Origin of the sequence: Methylovorus mays (assembly GCF_020531915.1) — a bacterium.
GTDB lineage: Bacteria > Pseudomonadota > Gammaproteobacteria > Burkholderiales > Methylophilaceae > Methylovorus > Methylovorus mays.
The window spans coordinates 56873-75896 of record NZ_JAJAVG010000006.1 but is presented as its reverse complement, the minus strand read 5'-3'; the positions used below and the strand labels follow the sequence as shown (position 1 = coordinate 75896).

Here is a 19024-nt window from a genome sequence, read left to right as displayed (position 1 = left end):
ATCACGTTACGCGAAGTGCCCTTGGTTTCTAGCATGAGCAGCGTTTTCCATCGGAACGCTTGCCATGACAGAAATCGAACCTATCTCCATTTGCACATCACCTGACCGGCCACGGGGTCGTTGACCACCCGATGCTTCTTGAGCTTGAAGGAGCGCCGGTTGTAGACGTTGTTGCCGATGTATTTTTCGTTGGATAGCACCTCGCGGACGGTCGCTCGTGTCCAATCCCGCCCAAGGTCAGTACGCGTTCCTTGTGCGTTCAGCCGTTCGGCGATGTCCAGCTCCGTCAGGTTGTCGGTGACAAACCAGCGGTAGATCTGGTTGACCACGGCGACCTCATCATCCGGTCCCGGCTGCAGAATGACGCGGTCGGTTTGCAGGCTCTTGTGCTCGCCGCGAGCCAATTCACCTTTGAGCGTGCCGGACTGATCGATCAGCACACGTCGCAGCCCATAGCCAGCCGGGCCACCCTGGCGGAAACCCAACTCGATCAGGCGGCACTGCCCTGCAAACACCTTGGCCGACAACTCCCGGCTGTATTCGCCAGCCATCGCACGCTTGACGCCCTTGACGATAGTTGAGACGGGGGAGCCGTCGTTTTCGAACTGCTCGGCACAGTAGGCCACCTGGATGCCCGCGCGGCGGCAGATGTATTCGTAGTAGGCGCTCTCATCGGCGTCCTGGAACCGGCCCCAGCGGCTGACGTCATAGACCAGAATGATCTGGAAGTCCGCGCTGCCTGTCTCGACGTCCTTGATCAGCTGCTGCAGCGCTCGCCGCCCATCGATGCGCAAGCCGCTCTTGCCCTCGTCGGCATAGGTGCGAACGATCTCGATGTTGCGCCGGGCGGCGTATTCGCGGATCTTGTCCGCTTGGTTTTCCGTCGAATACTGCTGGTGCTCGGTCGACATCCGCACGTATTCGGCAGCCCGAAATGTCGGTGGCTGATCCGCCCCCGGAATGGAGAACTCTTCTGCCTGCATAGACCCGATCACTTTATGTTGTGTGAACTTGCTCTCGGGCCTGCCTTTCACCTCATTGGCATACACATGACCTGCGATACGCGGCCGGAATGCACATGGTTGAAATTGTTGCCATCCAGGATGATCGAGAGCCCATTTGGGCTTGAAGTTAAGGCTGGATTCCCTGGGTGTCGATCAAGTCATCTCTTGACGCATCCATCTTGCATTCACAGGTTTCGCACAGCAGCGTGATTTCAACCACCCAAGAGCCGGGTGTTCCATTCGGAAAATCTGGACGTCTTGTGATCCGGTAGATGCCGGAAGGCAGAGCTGACACGTCCATCTTTACCGGATCGATGACTGGCTGCCGATGGGTGGCGGTAGGTTGCTCCCCTTGATCGCCGTTGACCTGTTGTGCATCTCGGTGATTGCGCCAATAGTCGTGATTGCGCTGTGACCACGCGCGCTGGGCCGCCTGCTGGTTGATGCGGTAGTCAGGATCGGATTGGAGTTTTGCCCGCTGCCAGTCGCGCTTGCGAGCCCGCTGGCATTCAGGGGCGGAGCAGAACGCTTGGTCGGGAACCTGTGGGCGGGGTTCGAAGGGGTGGGCGCAGTGCGCGCAAAGTCGAGTAGTCATCGTGGTCTCCATGCAAAGTCCGTATGGAGACCGCCACTGACCGTGGCGAAGGGCGCGAAGCGGCTGCCCTATGAAGGGATATTCAACGAGCGACGGTGTTCAACGCGGGTGCCAATGCCACGCTCAAGCGGCCAACGATGGCGGGCAAGGGTTCTGGCGGAAGTTCGTTCTTCTTGAGAAATGCCAGCCACAGCGCCTGGCGCGAAGCGTCGTGCGCAAACTCGTCCGTCAGGCCGACTGGCAGCGCGTCAGGAACCGCCATGCCCCGTCTTTCGAACGTGGCCTTGATCGCTTGGGCCAGCAGAGCAGTGTCCAGAGTTTCTCGTTCCAACAGCACCGACAGATCGAAGTAGTCCTTCAGGCGGCTGTTGGTCATGCCCAGCAATGCGATGGCGTGGAGCTTTTCCGCGATGACGGTGTACGTTGGGTAGGCCCGCAGCCGTGGCGCGGGCATTTCCTCCAGCAGTACTGGGTAGACCGAATCAACAGGCGCCGGGGTGACGGCGTCGCCGAAGCCGACATCGATTTGGGTCTTGCAGCGTGCTCTGGCCAGATCGCCTGCAATCATCACGCGAACGCCGCCGTAGCCAGCTTCCTTGCGGATCTCCTCGACCGTGACGGAGGCTGGGTCGAACACAATGCCGTCGTCGACCGGTACAGCTGCGATGTCCCGGAATACTTGGGCTACTGACCCCAGATCACTGGCACCGAAACCCAACAGATCGGCGTCGCGTGTGGCCCGGTGTGGCATGTCGTACCAGAGCGTGAACAGCAGCGCACCCTTGAGCAGAAAACGGTCCGCGTGCGGCGACTGGGTCAGCCGATAGAGGATGCGCTCCAAGGCAAAGCGCACCAGCACCTGATTGAAATCGACGCCTTGCGCCTTGGCGACATTGAGCAGACGCGCACGGACGGATGCCGCGACATTTGGGGTGGCCGCACTCATCCGACGCTCTCCAGGTAGGGTCGCATCACATTGGCCACGCGGCATATCTTGGCGAAACGCCAGATGTCGTCGACGGAGGCCTTGCTGCGCGCACGGGCGTCCTTCAGCGCTTCCAGCGCCACATCCAGCCCGATCTTGTTGCGGTGCTTGAAGCAGTCCGCCACGGTTTTGGCCACGCCGTACACCCGGAGCCTGACACCGTCGCGTTCGACTTCCTCAATCCCTGCCGAGTAGGCATCGCCCGTGAACTGCACCATCTTGACGGGCGGGTAGTCGACACGGGGCGGGTGGCTACCCCGAGGCATGGCGATCCAGATCTGACGCGGCAGCTGCGTGGTCAGCTCATGAAACTGCAGCGCCGTAAGCAGGCAGAACACCGCTTGAGGTACCTTGGTGGCGATGGTGCCAAAGCTCTCGAATTCCGAAACCTGTGCATCCGGCAGACGGTACAGGCCACGCCCCACCTTCTCTAGTAGACCCGCAGCGGTCAGGCGCGTCAGAACGACCCGAGGCGCACTGATGGCGTCCAGATCGCTGGCGCGCAGTAGCCCCTTCTGGCTGGCCAGATCGAGGACGCGTTGATTGTGGGTACTGGAGAGCATGGGTAGAGTATGTTCCGTTATTTCGTCGAATGCAACTTGTGGAAGACAAAACGAAACATTGCGCCCATGTTCTCCCGGTATCGCTGCTGACAGACGATGCGCTGGGCGCGCTACAAATCGGGGGCGTTACCGCCTCAATCGCAGCATCCACTACAAGAAAACCTTTTAAGCGAAACTATTTGATGATAGAATCCGCTTGAACGAAATCCGATGACGGAGTTACCAATGGCCCAGCCGAACCAAGAAACGATCCATGACCTGCTTGTGAGGAATATCCCGCGTGAGCTTGTCATGGGCCTCGAAGAAGCCAAGCTGGTCGGCGCTCAACGTGCCTATGCTGCGGCGCGAGGGATGGATGACGGGCACTTGCCCAGCGTGGTGGGGCAGTTGCGCCACTTCCATATGAACGAGTCCTTCCATCGCGCTCTCGCCGTTGCAGACGCATCTCCCTCACCGCTACGCGGCAATCAGATCGTCACAGGCCGGTCTGGGATCTTCACCTTGGCACGGTTCAACACCAAGTATGGGGTCTGGAACAGCGGGCGGCGTAGCGAAACCCGAAAACAGATGTCCCTGGCGAACGCAGCCATCGAGCCACTCGTTCAACCTGGACTCTTTTCAGGCTACGTGGAGCCATCCCAAGCGGTTGTGTTCGTCGTGGCCTGCTTTGCAGGGTCGCTGCATAGCCAGCCGGAAACACCCGTCTCCATCGAAATCGCGGTCCCAGATCGCCACATGCAAGGCTGGCTTTTCCGGGAACCCATTGACGCATTCATCAAGCGCTACGACCAGCAGCCGACAGCAGGCCAGGACGATTTGGCTGTGCCGAAGCTGAAGAAGAACATTGGCAAACAACAAGACAAAGACGGAACAGGATCATGAGCAGGGGTGGTGTACAAGGATTTCAGAAAGATCGACTTAGCCAAATTCTTGCGGCCCGTCGTCTGACTCAAGTCCAGTTGGCCTCGATGGTCGATGTGTCTCCGGCGACCATCAGCAAGTGGCGCGCAGGAACGCAAGCGCCCGAGCGTGACGCGCTTGAACGCCTTGCTGGCGTGGTCAACGTCACGCCGGAATGGTTTACGCGTGCGCCCGGGGCGAAATTGTCGTTGCCGCTTTTTCGCAGCAACGCGTCAGCACACGTCGCTGCACGAGCCATGCTTGAGGCCCGCCTTGAGTGGGCCCAGGACGTGGCGGCTGCCCTGATGGAGTACGTTGACTACCCCGATGTCAATTTACCCTCTCGCGATTACACCGATCCAGAAGAGATCACTAACGAGGACATCGAGAAGGCTGCCAGCGAATGCCGGGACCTGTGGCGTTTGGGCCGTTCGGCGATTCAAGACTTGGCGCTGGCAGTAGAAGGCGCTGGAGTGATCGTCGTCCGGGAAGAAACCGGCATCGCTCAGATCGAAGGGCTATCGGCTTGGAGTGACGCATTGGGGCGACCGCTCATTCTTTTGTCCGCCGACAAAAACAATGGGTACCGCAGTCGCTTCGATCTTGCCCACGAGGTCGGGCATCTGATCCTGCATCGTCACATTCAGCGCACGACAGACAACGCGCGCCACAAAATGATGGAAGCGCAGGCACACCGTTTCGCTGGCGCATTTTTGCTGCCCGCCGAAACGTTCGCCAGCGAAGTTCGTGTGCCACCGACTCTGGATGACTTGTTGCTGCTGAAGCGCCGTTGGGGCGTGTCGGCAGCGGCGATCATCATGCGGCTCAAAGCACTTGAGATGCTGGATGAAGATGGTGCTCTGATGCTTTTCAAGCGTCGCTCTGCTCGGTGGGGTGCGAAATCGGAACCCGGAGACGAGGATCGTCGACCAGAGCAGCCACGCCTGCTTCGTCGCACCATCGATCTGTTGGTCGAAGAGAAGGTCATGCCTTTGGACGCCATCCCGAGACACATCGGACTGGCTGCGGGCGACGTGGAAGCACTCGCCGGATTGCCCGAAGGTTACTTCCAGGGCAAAACCAATGTCGTGGAGTTTGCGCGACTGAAAGCAACCCAGAAGCAGGTTGATGACCAACCAGCCCAAGGCAATAAGGTGGTGCCATTCCGGCCCGTCTCCAAATCCTGATGTGAAAGGAACAGCGATGTCCAAGAACACAAAGCAAACGTCCTCACGAATTGGTCGGCTGGCGTCGGAAACGCTGCAAAGCAGCAGTTCGTCGCAAGTGGCCAAGAGTCTGGCCGCTTCGGCACTGTCTCAGCGCAGCGGCGACAAACAGACCGGTGCCCAGATGGAAGACAAGGCCGCACGCGTTTTGGCCAGCGACCGATACGCCAAAGAGACGAAAGAACTGGCGGCCTCGGTCCTGTCCCAAGCCAACAAGCAGCGCTGAGCCAGGGAGTCGAGTCCCTCATGTCACAGGATCTGAGCGACTCGCAACTGAAGGATCTCTGGCGTCAGGGAAAAATCCCGGTCATCTTCAAGCGCAATAAGCCACTCCCGGTCTTGGCGCGCATTCCGTTTGCCGAAGGGAACATGGAGTGGCTGCGGGATGGCCGACGCCTGAAGCCAGATTGGTGTGCGCAGTTCAAGGCCTGGGAAATTCCGACTGCGTGGTTCGACAGCGTGATCAAACTTGCGCTGAGGCGACACCAAGAGGTCTACGTGATCCAGTTGTATCGGGAGCACCAGAAATGCGCTCCGGCATGCTGGAACGCTGAGGGCTTTCACTGCGAATGCTCCTGCATGGGGGAGAACCACGGCGGTGGCCATCCAGGTGGCAACTGGTACGAGGTTTCCGAAACCTTTGCCGTGTCCTGGGGGCAGCAGCGCTATTCATGCCGCCATCTGAAGGTCAAGAACCCCGGGCGCTGACCGTGGCAGCGCAAGCTATCGAAGGTCGGAAATGCGCGGAGACAGCCAAAGTCCACCCGGACCTCCGCATCGTATATAATCTCGCCTACGGTGTCCTCGCCGGTGAGGCAGGAAGGTTCTCTCTCGTAGGGGACTACACCACCAACATTAAACGCCCGACTTTACGTCGGGCGTTTTTATTTGTACGAACCTCTGTAACACATCAACCCGACATTACTTTGCCACGCGCATAGTTTCTCCACTTTGACCGCCTGATCTGGCCTCCGCTGGTCAAACTCTGACGCGGGGCTCATGCGACTCTTGTCCTTCAGGGCTGATAAGGGCCACTTAATCAAAGGGGCATGAGCAAATCATGACAAGTTTAAAGATAAGTAAGTAATAATCGGCAAGGAACCGATGACAAGGAAATCATCTTGTGAAATGGTATCCTATTCACTTGAAAACCATTCCACTTCAGTCCATTGAGCGAATTTTTTCTGAGTTTTTAGGTATGATGCCGCGGTGTATAGCATGGTTTGAGACAAGCAACGACTGCGTGAAAACACTATCCTCAACGTCGCATACTTAAGCAAATGCCAACAGCCAGGAAATAGATAATCCAAACCAAAAACCACCATGCCAATCAATAACATATTGACTCTGTACAGCAAGCTCTCCACGCGCCGCAAGTGGCAGTTTTTTATGGTGTTCGGCCTTATGCTTATTGGAGCAGTTGCAGAGGTAGCAACGCTCGGTGCCATCGTGCCATTTCTGGCGATTTTATCGGGGAAAACAGGAGGCGGGACCTGCAAGATTCCCCTCATCCCTTGCGATTTGTCGCTGATTGAAGCGTCCTTGCTATTCGCGGCCATCGCATTTATCGCCACCTTGTTGCGCGTGACCCTGCTCTATGTGAGCAATAGATTCACTTTTGCGTTAGGTGGCGATATCGGAAACGAAATATACAGACGGGTACTTTTGCAACCCTACAAATACCATATCGCCAGAAATACCAGTGAAATCATTGGGGGTATCAACAAGGTCAATGTTCTGGTCCAGCAGGTTATCAATCCATTAGTCCAAGGCTTCGTATCCTTGATAATGGTCTTGGCTATATTGGTGGCGCTATTGCAAGTTGATGCTGTTACGGCTGGAGTAGCTATGCTGACGTTCAGCTGTTTGTATGTTGGAGCCTCAATATTCTCGCGCCGAACCTTACGAGCTAACAGCAGCATTATCTCTCACCGGGAATCTCTTCGAATTCAGGCCATACAGGAGGGCCTGGGGGGTATTCGTGACGTTATTATTGATAATACCCAACGGGTTTATTCCAATCGTTTTTCCCAGCTAAATAGCCAGCAACGACGAGCACAAGCCACTAACTCTTTTATAAGAACAATGCCTCGTTATGTTATTGAGGGGATAGGCATGATGTTGATGATCGTGCTGGCATGGTGGGTCAGTCGGGAGGGCGGTCTGGCAGAAGCGGTGCCGGTCTTGGGAGTATTGGCACTGGGCGCACAAAAACTGCTGCCTCAGTTGCAGCAAGTGTATGCAGCCTGGGCCTCCATCAGTGGCAATCAGGCCGTTATTGACGACGTTTTGACGCTGCTTAATCAGGAAATACCCGCTGATAATGCACTTGCCATCGAAAAGCAAAACAAGGCACCTGAGCTCCACAATAATGTATTGATATCGCTATGTGATGTGTCATTTGCCTACTCGCCTGACGGGCCCCAAATCATGAAAGGAATCAATCTTTCTATTCATCGGGGAGAAACTATCGGATTTATTGGAAAAACAGGTAGCGGCAAAAGCACGCTGATAGATCTCGTGATGGGGCTGCTGGAACCAACTCACGGCACTGTCGAAATCGAAGGAACTCCCCTGTCAGGTCATAACCGCAGGCGCTGGCAAACCAGGATCGCCCATGTCCCCCAAACAATATTTTTGTCCGATGCTAGCATTGCCGAGAATATCGCTTTAGGCTGCGATCCGTCTTCGATAGACATGAATCGGGTAGAACAAAGTGTAAAAAAAGCTCAATTAAGTCACTTTATCGAAGGCCTCGCGGATGGCTACAAAACAAAGGTCGGCGAACGTGGCGTACGCTTGTCTGGCGGGCAAAGACAGCGAATTGGACTCGCCCGGGCACTATATAAAAATGTCGATGTTCTGGTATTGGACGAAGCAACCAGTGCTTTGGATGATGCGACAGAACTCGCTATCATGGACACCATAGCGAGCCTTGATGATGAAATGACCGTTCTTATGATCGCTCATCGAATGTCTACACTGTCCAAGTGTGACCGAATCATTGAAGTCGAAGCTGGCGTTATCAAACGAGAGTGCAATTTTCAGGAATTGATGCAAGGCAAAAGTAATGATCATTAGCAAGCAAATCACGCCCTATATCGTATATTACGAAGATTCGATTCAGCATGCTCTGCAGAAGATAAGCAGCAATACCCGTCGTCTGGTTTATTGCTTGTCTGAAACAGGGGTACTGGAGGGCTTGGTAACGGATGGCGACTTTCGTCGCTGGGTCGTCAGTACTCAAGAAATCAATCTTCAGAAACCTGTCCAGCAAATCACGAATACCAGCTTTGTTTGGGTACGAGAAGGCGAACCTCCAGAAAAAATAGAGGCTCTCCTTTCAAACAAGATCACTTCCATACCGATTGTTGACGAAGCTGGTCGACTAATCGCCATTGCCTGGCGGGAAGAGCCAGTATTACGATTTGGCAATCACGAAATTCGTCATGAAAAACCCGCATTTCTGATTGCTGAAATTGGAAACAATCACAACGGCAACATTGACCTGGCGAAACGCCTTGTCGAGCTGGCGGCAGAGGCCGGGGCCGATTGCGCCAAATTTCAGCTGCGCGACATGGAGAGCCTGTACGCCAATAGTGGCGAGGCTGTGAGCGAAGACCTGGGTTCCGAATATACCCTTGACCTGCTGAAGAGATTCCAGCTTTCGGTGGATGAGATGTTTGAAATCCTGGATTTCACGCGCCAATGCGGCATGGTGCCGCTCTGTACACCATGGGATCTGGCAAGCCTCGCACGACTTGACGAGTACGGGCTGGAAGGATTCAAGATTGCCTCTGCTGACTTGACCAATCATGCCCTGCTTGAGGCTGCAGCAAAAACCGGAAAGCCGCTGCTCCTATCCACCGGGATGTCCCTGGAGCAGGAAATTCAGGACAGTGTTGCGCTGCTCAAGCAACAGGGAGCCTCATTTGCCCTGCTTCACTGTAACTCGACCTATCCTGCCCCCATGAGCGACATCAACCTGGCCTACCTGGATCGCCTGAAGGAAATCTCTCAAGTTCCAGTAGGCTATTCCGGTCATGAGCGTGGATTTGAGGTATGTATCGCAGCCGTGGCACGTGGCGCCAAGATTATCGAAAAGCACTTCACTCTTGACCGCAACATGGAGGGTAATGACCACAGGGTCAGCTTGTTACCTGACGAATTCGCGACCATGGTTAAAGCCATTCGCAATGTCGAAGAGGCCATCGGTTCGAGCTCAACGCGTACCATTAGCCAAGGGGAGAGGCTGAACCGGGAGGTGCTGGCCAAATCTCTGGTAGCTGCTCGCGAAATCCGCAAAGGTGAAAAAATCTCGGAAGAAATGATTATTGCCCGAAGCCCTGGTAGAGGGTTGCAGCCATCGCGACTAAACGATTTGCTCGGCATCTCGGCCTGTCGTGACATGTCTCCCGGGGATGTTTTCTTCGAAAGCGACATCATGGGTGAAAGTGCTCAACCACGCCCATATAGCTTTGACCGGCCCTGGGGTATCCCGGTCCGTTATCATGACTTCCGGGAACTAACACAAGATGTTCCCATGGATTTTGTGGAGATTCATTTCAGCTATCGAGATCTCGACCTGGACCCATCAAGCTACTTCAGCACCCCATCCTCGCTGGGTCTCGTGATTCACAGCCCAGAACTGTTCGCGGGCGACCATGTGATGGACTTATCCTCCGAAGATGATGCTTACCGCGCTCGCTCGATTGCCGAACTCCAGCGTGTCATTAACCGTACGCGCGATCTCAAACGATTTTTCCCCAAAACTGAGCGTCCATTGATCATCATCAATGCAGGAGGATTCACCTCTGACCACTTCCTCCCCGAAGCCAAGCGCCAGGTGCTTTACAACCGCATAGGCGCGGCGTTGGCAGAAGTTGATAGCGAAGGGGTTGAGATTATTCCGCAAACAATGCCCCCCTTCCCGTGGCACTTCGGAGGACAGCGTTACCACAACCTGTTCATGGACCATACTGAAATAGCCCGCTTCTGCGAAAAATATGGGACGCGGATATGTTACGACATCTCGCATTCCAAACTGGCCTGCAACTATTTTGGCTGGTCAATGCAGCACTTCACGCGCGATGTAGGCAAATATGTTGCGCATCTTCATATCGTCGATGCCAAAGGCCATCACGATGAAGGCCTGCAGATCGGCGCAGGCGAGATTGATTTCGAAAGTCTGGCACGCGATCTGAAACAATGGTCGCCGGGCATCTCCTTTATTCCAGAAATCTGGCAAGGACACAAGAATGGGGGCGAAGGTTTCTGGATTGCGCTGGACAGACTGGAGAAAAGTTTCTCCGCACAGCCGCTAGCAGAGGTGATTGGCTAGCCATGTCCGGGAATAATGAGATTGTATGCATCATTCCAGCACGAGGCGGATCCAAGGGCATCCCAGGCAAAAATCTGGTCAACCTTGGTGGAAAACCATTGCTGGCCTGGTCCATTGAAGCCGCACTAAAGTCCAATGTGGTGGCCCGAGTCATTGTGTCTACGGACAGCGAAGAAATTGCCAAGGTAGCGCGGCAATGGGGGGCCGAGGTGCCATGCATAAGGCCGAATGAGCTCGCCAACGATGACATCCACGCCATCCACGTGATATTGCATATGCTGGAGTGGCTCAAAAGAGAAGAGGCGTATGTGCCTGCCGGGGCGATGATGCTGCTGCCGACCAGTCCGCTACGACGCGCCAGTGACATACAGGGGGCAGCCAAGCTCTTTCACGACCATCACGCATCGAGCGTAGTGAGCGTGGTCGACTTGGGCAAATACATGACGAATCTGCGCTACCTGGATGGAGACAAGCTTGTCAGAGTTGCTCCCGAAGAAAATCCAAACGCACAGCGTCAGGGTCTCAAAAAGCTGCACAGTGTTAACGGCTCCATCTTTCTGGCCAGACCCGATATCCTTCAGCGGGCGGGAACCTTCCATGTCGATGACGCGCTTGGATTCGTGATGGACAATATGCATTCAATCGACATCAACGCCCCTGATGACCTTACGCTGGCAAGTAAATTTTGTGAAGCATTTGAGCCCTGGAAATCCGATAAAGAATAAACAACATGACCTTACGTAACATCACGACCTACGGCCCGCCGGTCAAGTTGCCCATGAAAACCAGTAGCGGTCGCGTGGGCGCCAAGCGATTGCTCCATATTGGTGTGCACAATTCCGCCAATCGAAACGCTGGCGACACCCTGCTGTTTCCGGTGGTCAGAAAAGCGTTTGATACCCTGCTAGGACCATGTGATTGGGAATTACGGCAAGCCTGGGAGCCTTTTTCCCTTGAAGATGCACTTCAGGTTAACCAGAATTTCGACGGCATCGTGATTGGCGGCGGGGGGCTTCTGTTGCGTGATCAGGCAGGCAGTGATGTTAGTAGCAGCGGTTGGCAGTGGAACAGCAAAATATCGGCAGTGAATGCCATCGACATTCCTGTGATCATATTCGCCATCGGTTACAACCGCTTTCGCGGCCAGGATGATTTCGACCCAGTGTTTACTGAGCATATCCGGGCGCTCACCGAAAAAAGTGCCTTCTTCGGGCTACGAAATACCGGCTCGATCCATGCCTTGAGAAACTACCTGCAGCCACAGCAATTTGATGTACTGCGCAGGCAATATTGCCCAACCACTGTACTCTGGCAACTTTATCCTGAATACCGGGAAATCGCGATGGCGCACGATGCGAAAGAAGAACGCATATTTGCCTTCAATGCGGCATTCGATCGTGCAGCACTGAGATTCGGACAGGACTCCGGCCATGTCCTCGACAATGTTGCCGCGGCTGTCCGCATGGCACAGGATCGAGGCTGGAAAATCATCATGGCCGCCCACAAAACCATGGACCGCGACATCGAACCGTATCTGGATAAAGCAGGTGTAAATTACGACACGGCCGACCTGACCGACGCAGGCCCGGCAGAAGTCATGGACTTTTATGCTCGCGTTGATTTCGCATTTGGCATGCGAGGTCATGCGCAAATGATTCCATTCGGCCTGCGTCGCCCCATCATGTCCATTATCAGTCATGACAAAATGCGCTTCCTGCTTGATGATATCGAGCGTCCCGATTGGGGAGTTGAAGTGGATTCACCCAAGCTTGCCGACCACCTGGAAGCGGCCCTGAAGGCTCTGGAGCAGGATCGACATACAGTGCATGCCGATATCGCAACCGCCCAGCAAAAGGTATGGACAGAAACGGAAGCCAACCTTCGCACCATTGAACGCGCCTTGAACGCTAGCCCCCAACCATGGAGCCCAGCATGTCCGACCTGATTATCGCGCTTGAAAAGCTCGGGGTTTTACACCGCGACCGCCTGGAAGTCTATTACCCTCGAGTACGTGATCGCGAAGACGTTGCCGTATTGCGAGACGCGATGACAGAGGTGATCGTCCTCTCGCGCTGCGACCATGTTTCAGAAACCTATTACGCAGAACGCGAAGAAAAAAACAGCTACAGCGTACACGGTGCCGATATCGTTACTCCCAGACTGGAAGACAATGTTCGGCGCGCCGCCGAGTTCGGTGGATACATCCGAAACAAGCGGTGGCTGGATTTTGGCTGCGGCCTGGGTGGCATGCTCGACGAAATGGCATCAGAAGCCGCTTGGGCGGCTGGACTGGAGCCAAGTCGAGAACGCGCAGCAATTGTTTCAGCAAAAGGACACAATGTCGTCAACAGTATGGATGCAATAGAAGATAACAGCCTCGATATCGTCACGCTGTTTCATGTGTTCGAACACCTGACCGAGCCCCTGGAGGTTCTCCGTTCGCTTCGACGCGTATTGCGCCCCGAAGGCATGCTTCTGATCGAAGTACCCCATGCCAGAGATGCACTTTTCACCCTGTATGACTGCGAAGCATTCAAGCGCTTCACTTTCTGGAGCGAACACCTGATTCTTCATACCCGTGAGAGTTTGAAAACGCTCCTGCAAGCCGCCGGATACCAAAACGCTGAAATTGCCGGCTATCAGCGTTATCCATTAGCCAATCATCTTTATTGGCTTTCAAAACAAAAACCGGGTGGGCACGAGAAATGGGCATTTATGGCACCGTTAGAGCGGGGTTATCAGGACATACTGGCGGGAATAGACGCAACGGATTCGTTGGTGGCGATTGGTTACAAATAAACACCAACCTCCAACAATTAATTTTTAAATATGTCATCAGATAATTTCCATTCTCATATATCACTCGCGGAAACCAGCAATAGTTGGGAAATAGAGCAATTAATAGACGAAGTCTTGGGTGAATATATTCATGACCCATTGGTCTGGGCTATACGCCCTTATCTAGGCCTTAAGATAAACAAATTGATGCTACTTGAGCCTTTTGATGGACAATGGATCAAAGAGTATTTCTTATCGATTGCAAAATTAAAACTTCCTTTTGTCAACTCTCTGAGAGATAATTATTTCTCTGCACGAATTGAAGGTTATGCGCTCTGCAATCAAGTTATGAGTTTCTGGGTGACCAGAAATCAACGCCTTGCTTTAAACTTCGTTACAGAAGAGAAGTCCAGCTTATTACCAAGAAATGTAGCAATCTCTGACCCCATAATTTCCACTGAAGTATATTCCGCTTTAAGTACTAAATTTTCCAAAAAAATACTAGCGTTTGTTGCTCCCTTAATAAATGACGCTGCCAGATTCAGATATACCGCAGCGCACCTCCTGGATATTGAAAAGCCTCGCGTCTTAGTAGTGGCATCCAATGAAAGCATAAAAACCAGATTGATGGTTGCCGAGGCCCGCAAAAGAGAAATTCCATCCGTTTACATACCTCATGCGCCTACGGCTTTGGTAAGGCGTTATGCCGACATAGTTACGGATGTTGCACTGCTTCGAGGCATAAGTGATCTTGAGTATTACAGCCAGCTTGGTGCAAAAACAGATGGCCTTAAAGTGATGGGCGACCCTACGATAAATATACCAATGGATAGCATTGCCAAAAGTGGGAAGATAATCCTGTCCTGTACGGTTTCTTCATTAAAAAATGAACGATTGCTTCATCAGCTAGGAGACCATCCTCTTTGTAAAAATCTGGGAATTGTGGCGATTCCGCATCCGGCAGGTGAAAAGATGCGTATCTCATATTATGAGAAAAAGTACGGCATAGTTTTTAGTCGGCTGCGTACAAGCGATTATTTAATCCAGCATGGAGCTGCGGTTGTTATCTCTCCAACCAGTAGTGGCGCTCTTTTAGAAGCTTTAAGTATGGGTATTCCTGTCATTGCTACAGGAATGCATCCACAATATGCATTCGAATGCAGACTAGACGTTCGCAGAGTATCAAATACTGGTGAATTATTAAGTGTAGTGGATGAAGTCATTCATTCCGACACGAGAGAAAAAAGAATGTTAAGAAAACAGTCGGTGGCAGACTGGATACATACGAGTGGTGAAAAAGCTCGCGTGGAAATTAACAATTTGATTAATCAACCTGTAAAGCTATCTGGCCCGATCCTAGATAGTTGGGGAAAAAGCTTGTAAAGACTTTCGTGTATGAAATTTTCAGTTGTCATCCCCTGTTACAACGCATCATCCACCATTGCTCGAACTCTGGACTCCGTTAAACAACAGACTTTCACCGATTTTGAGGTGATTGTGATCGATGATGCGTCAAACGATCTGGCAACCTTGCTTGAGGTGCTGGAACAATACCGGACAGAGCTAAACCTGAGGGTGCTGACGAATGATGCCAATATGAACGGCGCATATTCTCGCAACCGGGGTATCAAGGCCGCCAAGGGGGAATATATTGCATTCCTTGATGCTGATGACGCCTGGGTTCCGACGCGTCTGGAACGGGCCATGGAGGCAATAGCGCGTTTACCAGCAAAGCGGTTTGTCCTCTACGGCAAATTCGAATTGATCCGTAACCGGCCTACCGGGGCGCTTTTGCCTATCCGGGGTATTCGTCATGGAGAGCGGGTTGCCGATTATGTATTTGCTGCGGGACAGCACATGCAGACAAGCACATTCGTTTGTCCCGTCGATGTTGCCAGAACAGTATTGTTCGACGAGACGCTGACTCGGCATCAGGATTCAGATTTCATGATGCGCGCGCAGGAGCTGGGAGTGAATCTCGTATTTCAGAATCTCAAATGTGCTTCCTATCATTTTCGGGCCACTGACATGCGCAAGCGAGTGCAGGCAGGGCGTATCAATAGCGCATTTTGCATTCACTGGTTGATCGTAAAAAAACCCTATTTTTCTGCCGCCGCTGCTGCTGGGTATGTCCTTTCGACATTTGCGCGCATCGTCTATATGGAGGGGCAGACAGGAAAGTCTCTGCGAATGGCAGCATGCGCGGTGACAAACATTGGATGGCGGAATCTTATTGACCTGACCATCACCAAAATTCTGATTATTCTCAAGACCAGACTCGGTTTTTGAACGGCGCCTCTAAACAAAACATATGGTAGCTAACCCATTGATTTCAATTTCTATCGTGAGCCATTTGCAAGCAGATTTGGTCCAGAAACTGCTTTCGGATATTTCCACAAGGGTCGACCCCGCCTCAATCGAGGTGATCCTGACGTGCAACCTGCCGGAGGAGATGGCGTTCTCGCTGGAAGACTTTCCGTTCGTCGTCAAGAAAATAGACAATGTCACGCCTAAAGGCTTTGGTGCGAACCACAATGCGGCTTTCCAACATGCGCATGGGGAATGGTTTTGCATCATGAATCCGGATATTCGAATCGAGACCGACCCTTTCCCCAAAATGCTGTCTTGCATGGCGGATACGCGCGTCGGACTGGTTGGACCAAGCGTGTTAGCGCCTGACGGAACTCCAGAGGACAGTGCCAGACGCTTCCCGACACCCTTGACTCTCCTCGCCAAACTCTTGGGCTTAAACGATGGTCGTTATGCCGTCCCGCCGGGCATTTCCAGCCTCCCTGTCGATTGGGTAGCGGGCATGCTCATGCTCATTCGCGGAGTAGATTTCCAGCGTCTGGGAGGATTCGACGACCACTTCTTCCTCTACTACGAAGATGTTGACCTCTGCGTGCGACTTTGGAAATCTGGTAGCCATGTACTGCTTTGCCCGGACGCAACCGTATTTCATGATGCGCGGCGTGCCAGTCACAAAAATCTTCGTTACATGCGATGGCACATCGGCAGCATGCTGCACTATTTTCGCAAACACCTGGGGCGATTACCTCGCACAGACGGGATCCATGAATGAGGCATTCGCCGCTCCCAATTTTTGCAGATAGGCCAGGACTGGTGAAAGGGATATGACACTTCGCATTGCAATAACTGGAGCAACCGGGTTCGTAGGCAAAGGCTTGCTGGCTCGACTGCAGCACACGGGTATCGCTGTCGTAGAACTTGGCAGGCGGCCCGCGACGCCGGAGAACGCGTTTTTCCAGATCGAAAGCCTGGGTCCACAAACGTACTTTGGCGACGCCCTGCGTGGCTGCGATAGCGTAGTCCACCTCGCAGCACGCGTTCATGTCATGCGCGATAACGCCAATGATCCTTTGGCGGCCTTCCGGGAAGTCAACCTGCACGGCACCCTTAACCTGGCACATCAGGCTGCCATCGCTGGCGTGCGGCGATTTGTGTACCTGAGCTCAGTCAAGGTCAACGGCGATTCGGGCGCATTTTGCGAAAACGATATGCCCGCGCCGAAAGACGCTTATGCCCAATCCAAATGGGAGGCCGAGCAAGGCCTCATCCAACTTTCCATGGAGTCTGACATGGAAATTGTCATCCTCCGCCCACCTTTGATTTATGGCCCCGGGGTAAAAGGCAACTTTGCCAGCATGCTACGCTGGGTTCGGCATGGTGTTCCCCTTCCGCTGGGCGCCATTAAAAACAGACGATCACTGCTAGCGCTCGACAACCTGGTTGATTTCATTGCACTGTGCGTGGACCGGGAGCGCTCCCCCCGTGCAGCAAATGAAACCTTTCTTGTATCCGATCAGGATGACGTATCGACAAGCGAACTGTTACGCAGAGTGGCCCAGGCTTATGAGGTAAGCCCGCGCCTGGTCTCTGTACCCACAGACTTGCTTAAGATAAGTGCGCGCGTGCTGGGAAAGTCTGACATATCAGAACGTTTGCTGGATTCGCTGACAGTGGATGTAACAAAAGCACGCGAACTACTAGGGTGGCAGCCCATCGTCACCATGCAAGAGCAACTGCAAAAAATGGCGAAGATTGACGCACACGAGCCAGAGCGCTTGCAGGACTCAAGCAACTGAAACCACGGCATTCCCGACTGTTGGCTGCCCACCGATCACCACCGCCTGGCTGAAGTCCTCATGAGGGGAATATCAAGCCCTGACGATAATGCTTCTCGCTATACATGGCCTTATCCGCATATTTCAGCAATTGATGCCGATCCTGTCCATGATCAGGATAGAACGCAATGCCTATGCTGGGACGAATGGTGAGCAGCCGGCCGTCAATGCTGAAAGGCTGGCATAAAACACCCCGTATCTTGTCGGCTACCAGGGCGGCCTGCTCCGGCGATGAGACATCCTGCAACAGCACGACAAACTCATCGCCGCCGAGGCGTGCCACGATGTCGGTTTCGCGCATGCATAGCTTGAGACGAGTAGCCACTTCTTGCAACAAGCAGTCACCAGCATCATGCCCCAAGGTGTCATTCACTTGCTTGAACTTGTCCAGATCAAGATAAAGCAGGGATAAGTGACGCTGCTCGCGCTCGGCCGAGGTAAGTGCGATGTCCAGACGATGCGTCAGAAACTCCCGATTGGGTAGGGTGGTGAGAGGATCATACTGCGCAAGATGTTGAAGCCTGGCCTGCATCTGCTGACGCTCAATTGCGGTGGCAATCTGCGTGGAAACAAACTGCAGGAGCTCCCTATCCTTCTGGTGGTAGCTCACGCCACCGAGGTAACGCTTTACCGTGAGCACGCCTATCATGCCTTTATGGGATTTGAGCGGGACGCCGAGCCAACTAAGCACATGGGGCTCAAGCACGTTTTCCAACAACTCGCTTCCTGCAGCAAGGTCTTCCGGGGTGAGCAGCAGCGGCTGCCCGCTCTGGATAATCTGGGCACAAAGCGTACCGCTTGCGGGCTTGGACGGCTGCTTGGTCCATTCCAGTTTATCGACCAGATATGGAAAGCTTAGCTGATCGGTATCCTTGTCATAGAGAGTGACGGAAAAACAGTCCGCAGGCAGCAGATTGCCCACAATCTCATGAATACGCTGAAACAGCGATATGAGGTCCTCAGCGGCATACGCGGCTTCTGAAATGGCATACAGCGCAGCCTGCAGCGCCTCGGCACGCTTGCGCTCCGTGATATCGCGCGCCACCCCGATGCGTAGCTGGTCTTCCGGAGACCAGCGCGCCGTCCACATGATGTCGACAATTTGTCCATCCTTGCGGATATAACGATTTTCGAAATATAAAAGTGGGTTGCCTGACATGACTTCCCGCGCAGATTGCGTCGTGCGGTCAAGGTCTTCGGGAACCACCATCGCAAAGATATTCATGCCTACCATTTCTTGCGGGGTGTAACCGAACACACGTTCGCAAGCCGCACTTGCCACGACAATCTTGCCATCAGTATCCACCGCGAGGACAGCATCCATCAGGAGGTCCATAAAGCTAGCCAAGAGATCGTGGGATTTTATTTCCATAGAAACTTCATCATGCACTAAAAGCAGACTTAAGAAAGACTAAAAAGCGTTGAGGCACAACGCCAGGAAAAGGCAAATACACAGATAACGACCAAGAAACATGATGCCTTCCTCA

18 protein-coding genes are annotated in these 19024 nt (G+C 53.5%); 13 read left to right on the top strand and 5 right to left on the bottom strand.

What is annotated here, in order from left to right:
* Positions 1-80: 80 nt before the first annotated feature.
* The 4 genes from LG203_RS07820 to LG203_RS07805 form a co-directional block, all read right to left on the bottom strand.
* Entirely contained in the window at positions 81-983 is a 903-nt protein-coding gene (locus LG203_RS07820; RefSeq protein WP_230345268.1) for a recombinase family protein, read from the bottom strand.
* A 148-nt stretch (positions 984-1131) separates the two neighbouring features.
* Positions 1132-1599, bottom strand: coding sequence for a hypothetical protein (locus LG203_RS07815; RefSeq protein ID WP_230345267.1), 468 nt, complete (start codon positions 1597-1599; stop codon positions 1132-1134).
* A gap of 82 nt (positions 1600-1681) precedes the next feature.
* Positions 1682-2545: a nucleotidyl transferase AbiEii/AbiGii toxin family protein gene (locus LG203_RS07810; RefSeq protein ID WP_230345266.1), complete on the bottom strand. Its 864-nt coding sequence runs from the start codon at positions 2543-2545 to the stop codon at positions 1682-1684.
* Positions 2542-3147, bottom strand: coding sequence for a type IV toxin-antitoxin system AbiEi family antitoxin domain-containing protein (locus tag LG203_RS07805; protein WP_230345265.1), 606 nt, complete (start codon positions 3145-3147; stop codon positions 2542-2544). The genes LG203_RS07810 and LG203_RS07805 overlap by 4 nt, the downstream gene beginning before the upstream one ends.
* A 225-nt stretch (positions 3148-3372) precedes the next feature.
* On the opposite strand from LG203_RS07805, the gene LG203_RS07800 reads away from it, so the two are divergent.
* From LG203_RS07800 to LG203_RS07740, 13 genes are all read left to right on the top strand, one after another.
* Positions 3373-4029 carry a hypothetical protein gene (locus tag LG203_RS07800; RefSeq protein WP_230345264.1) on the top strand — a complete coding sequence of 219 codons (657 nt, stop codon included), beginning with the start codon at positions 3373-3375 and terminating at the stop codon, positions 4027-4029.
* A complete protein-coding gene (locus tag LG203_RS07795) occupies positions 4026-5234 on the top strand; it encodes an XRE family transcriptional regulator (protein ID WP_230345263.1) in 1209 nt (402 codons plus the stop codon). Before LG203_RS07800 ends, LG203_RS07795 begins: the two co-directional genes overlap by 4 nt.
* Positions 5235-5250: 16 nt before the next feature.
* A complete protein-coding gene (locus LG203_RS07790) occupies positions 5251-5499 on the top strand; it encodes a hypothetical protein (protein ID WP_020200504.1) in 249 nt (82 codons plus the stop codon).
* Positions 5500-5519: 20 nt separating this feature from the next.
* Positions 5520-5981, top strand: coding sequence for a hypothetical protein (locus LG203_RS07785; RefSeq protein ID WP_230345262.1), 462 nt, complete (start codon positions 5520-5522; stop codon positions 5979-5981).
* Positions 5982-6596: 615 nt separating this feature from the next.
* Complete coding sequence (locus tag LG203_RS07780) at positions 6597-8354, top strand: ABC transporter ATP-binding protein (protein WP_230345261.1); 1758 nt, start codon at positions 6597-6599, stop codon at positions 8352-8354.
* A complete protein-coding gene (locus LG203_RS07775; protein ID WP_230345260.1) occupies positions 8344-10614 on the top strand; it encodes an N-acetylneuraminate synthase family protein in 2271 nt (756 codons plus the stop codon). Before LG203_RS07780 ends, LG203_RS07775 begins: the two co-directional genes overlap by 11 nt.
* A gap of 2 nt (positions 10615-10616) precedes the next feature.
* Entirely contained in the window at positions 10617-11339 is a 723-nt protein-coding gene (locus tag LG203_RS07770; protein ID WP_230345259.1) for an acylneuraminate cytidylyltransferase family protein, read from the top strand.
* Positions 11340-11344: 5 nt separating this feature from the next.
* Positions 11345-12559 carry a polysaccharide pyruvyl transferase family protein gene (locus tag LG203_RS07765; RefSeq protein WP_230345258.1) on the top strand — a complete coding sequence of 405 codons (1215 nt, stop codon included), beginning with the start codon at positions 11345-11347 and terminating at the stop codon, positions 12557-12559.
* Positions 12547-13413 (top strand): class I SAM-dependent methyltransferase, encoded by an 867-nt coding sequence (locus tag LG203_RS07760; RefSeq protein WP_230345257.1) that lies wholly within the window; start codon positions 12547-12549, stop codon positions 13411-13413. The genes LG203_RS07765 and LG203_RS07760 overlap by 13 nt, the downstream gene beginning before the upstream one ends.
* A 30-nt stretch (positions 13414-13443) precedes the next feature.
* Positions 13444-14775 (top strand): hypothetical protein, encoded by a 1332-nt coding sequence (locus tag LG203_RS07755; protein WP_230345256.1) that lies wholly within the window; start codon positions 13444-13446, stop codon positions 14773-14775.
* Between the two features lie 12 nt (positions 14776-14787).
* Positions 14788-15681, top strand: coding sequence for a glycosyltransferase family 2 protein (locus LG203_RS07750; protein WP_230345255.1), 894 nt, complete (start codon positions 14788-14790; stop codon positions 15679-15681).
* A gap of 22 nt (positions 15682-15703) precedes the next feature.
* Positions 15704-16474 carry a glycosyltransferase family 2 protein gene (locus tag LG203_RS07745; RefSeq protein WP_230345254.1) on the top strand — a complete coding sequence of 257 codons (771 nt, stop codon included), beginning with the start codon at positions 15704-15706 and terminating at the stop codon, positions 16472-16474.
* 52 nt (positions 16475-16526) lie between these two features.
* On the top strand, positions 16527-17498 hold the full coding sequence (locus LG203_RS07740) for a UDP-glucose 4-epimerase family protein (RefSeq protein WP_230345253.1): 972 nt from the start codon (positions 16527-16529) through the stop codon (positions 17496-17498).
* 58 nt (positions 17499-17556) lie between these two features.
* On the opposite strand, the gene LG203_RS07735 is transcribed toward LG203_RS07740, so the two are convergent.
* The gene (locus LG203_RS07735) at positions 17557-18909 is read right to left on the bottom strand and encodes a sensor domain-containing protein (protein ID WP_230345252.1); all 1353 of its coding nucleotides are present in this window, start codon (positions 18907-18909) and stop codon (positions 17557-17559) included.
* Between the last annotated feature and the right edge of the window lie 115 nt (positions 18910-19024).

Excerpts from the sequence above, each read along its gene's own strand:
- LG203_RS07820 (WP_230345268.1), bottom strand. The coding sequence starts at position 983 with ATGCAGGCAGAAGAGTTCTCCATTCCGGGGGCGGATCAGCCACCGACA.
- LG203_RS07815 (WP_230345267.1), bottom strand. The coding sequence starts at position 1,599 with ATGACTACTCGACTTTGCGCGCACTGCGCCCACCCCTTCGAACCCCGC.
- LG203_RS07810 (WP_230345266.1), bottom strand. The coding sequence starts at position 2,545 with ATGAGTGCGGCCACCCCAAATGTCGCGGCATCCGTCCGTGCGCGTCTG.
- LG203_RS07805 (WP_230345265.1), bottom strand. The coding sequence starts at position 3,147 with ATGCTCTCCAGTACCCACAATCAACGCGTCCTCGATCTGGCCAGCCAG.
- LG203_RS07800 (WP_230345264.1), top strand. The coding sequence starts at position 3,373 with ATGGCCCAGCCGAACCAAGAAACGATCCATGACCTGCTTGTGAGGAAT.
- LG203_RS07795 (WP_230345263.1), top strand. The coding sequence starts at position 4,026 with ATGAGCAGGGGTGGTGTACAAGGATTTCAGAAAGATCGACTTAGCCAA.
- LG203_RS07790 (WP_020200504.1), top strand. The coding sequence starts at position 5,251 with ATGTCCAAGAACACAAAGCAAACGTCCTCACGAATTGGTCGGCTGGCG.
- LG203_RS07785 (WP_230345262.1), top strand. The coding sequence starts at position 5,520 with ATGTCACAGGATCTGAGCGACTCGCAACTGAAGGATCTCTGGCGTCAG.
- LG203_RS07780 (WP_230345261.1), top strand. The coding sequence starts at position 6,597 with ATGCCAATCAATAACATATTGACTCTGTACAGCAAGCTCTCCACGCGC.
- LG203_RS07775 (WP_230345260.1), top strand. The coding sequence starts at position 8,344 with ATGATCATTAGCAAGCAAATCACGCCCTATATCGTATATTACGAAGAT.
- LG203_RS07770 (WP_230345259.1), top strand. The coding sequence starts at position 10,617 with ATGTCCGGGAATAATGAGATTGTATGCATCATTCCAGCACGAGGCGGA.
- LG203_RS07765 (WP_230345258.1), top strand. The coding sequence starts at position 11,345 with ATGACCTTACGTAACATCACGACCTACGGCCCGCCGGTCAAGTTGCCC.
- LG203_RS07760 (WP_230345257.1), top strand. The coding sequence starts at position 12,547 with ATGTCCGACCTGATTATCGCGCTTGAAAAGCTCGGGGTTTTACACCGC.
- LG203_RS07755 (WP_230345256.1), top strand. The coding sequence starts at position 13,444 with ATGTCATCAGATAATTTCCATTCTCATATATCACTCGCGGAAACCAGC.
- LG203_RS07750 (WP_230345255.1), top strand. The coding sequence starts at position 14,788 with ATGAAATTTTCAGTTGTCATCCCCTGTTACAACGCATCATCCACCATT.
- LG203_RS07745 (WP_230345254.1), top strand. The coding sequence starts at position 15,704 with ATGGTAGCTAACCCATTGATTTCAATTTCTATCGTGAGCCATTTGCAA.
- LG203_RS07740 (WP_230345253.1), top strand. The coding sequence starts at position 16,527 with ATGACACTTCGCATTGCAATAACTGGAGCAACCGGGTTCGTAGGCAAA.
- LG203_RS07735 (WP_230345252.1), bottom strand. The coding sequence starts at position 18,909 with ATGGAAATAAAATCCCACGATCTCTTGGCTAGCTTTATGGACCTCCTG.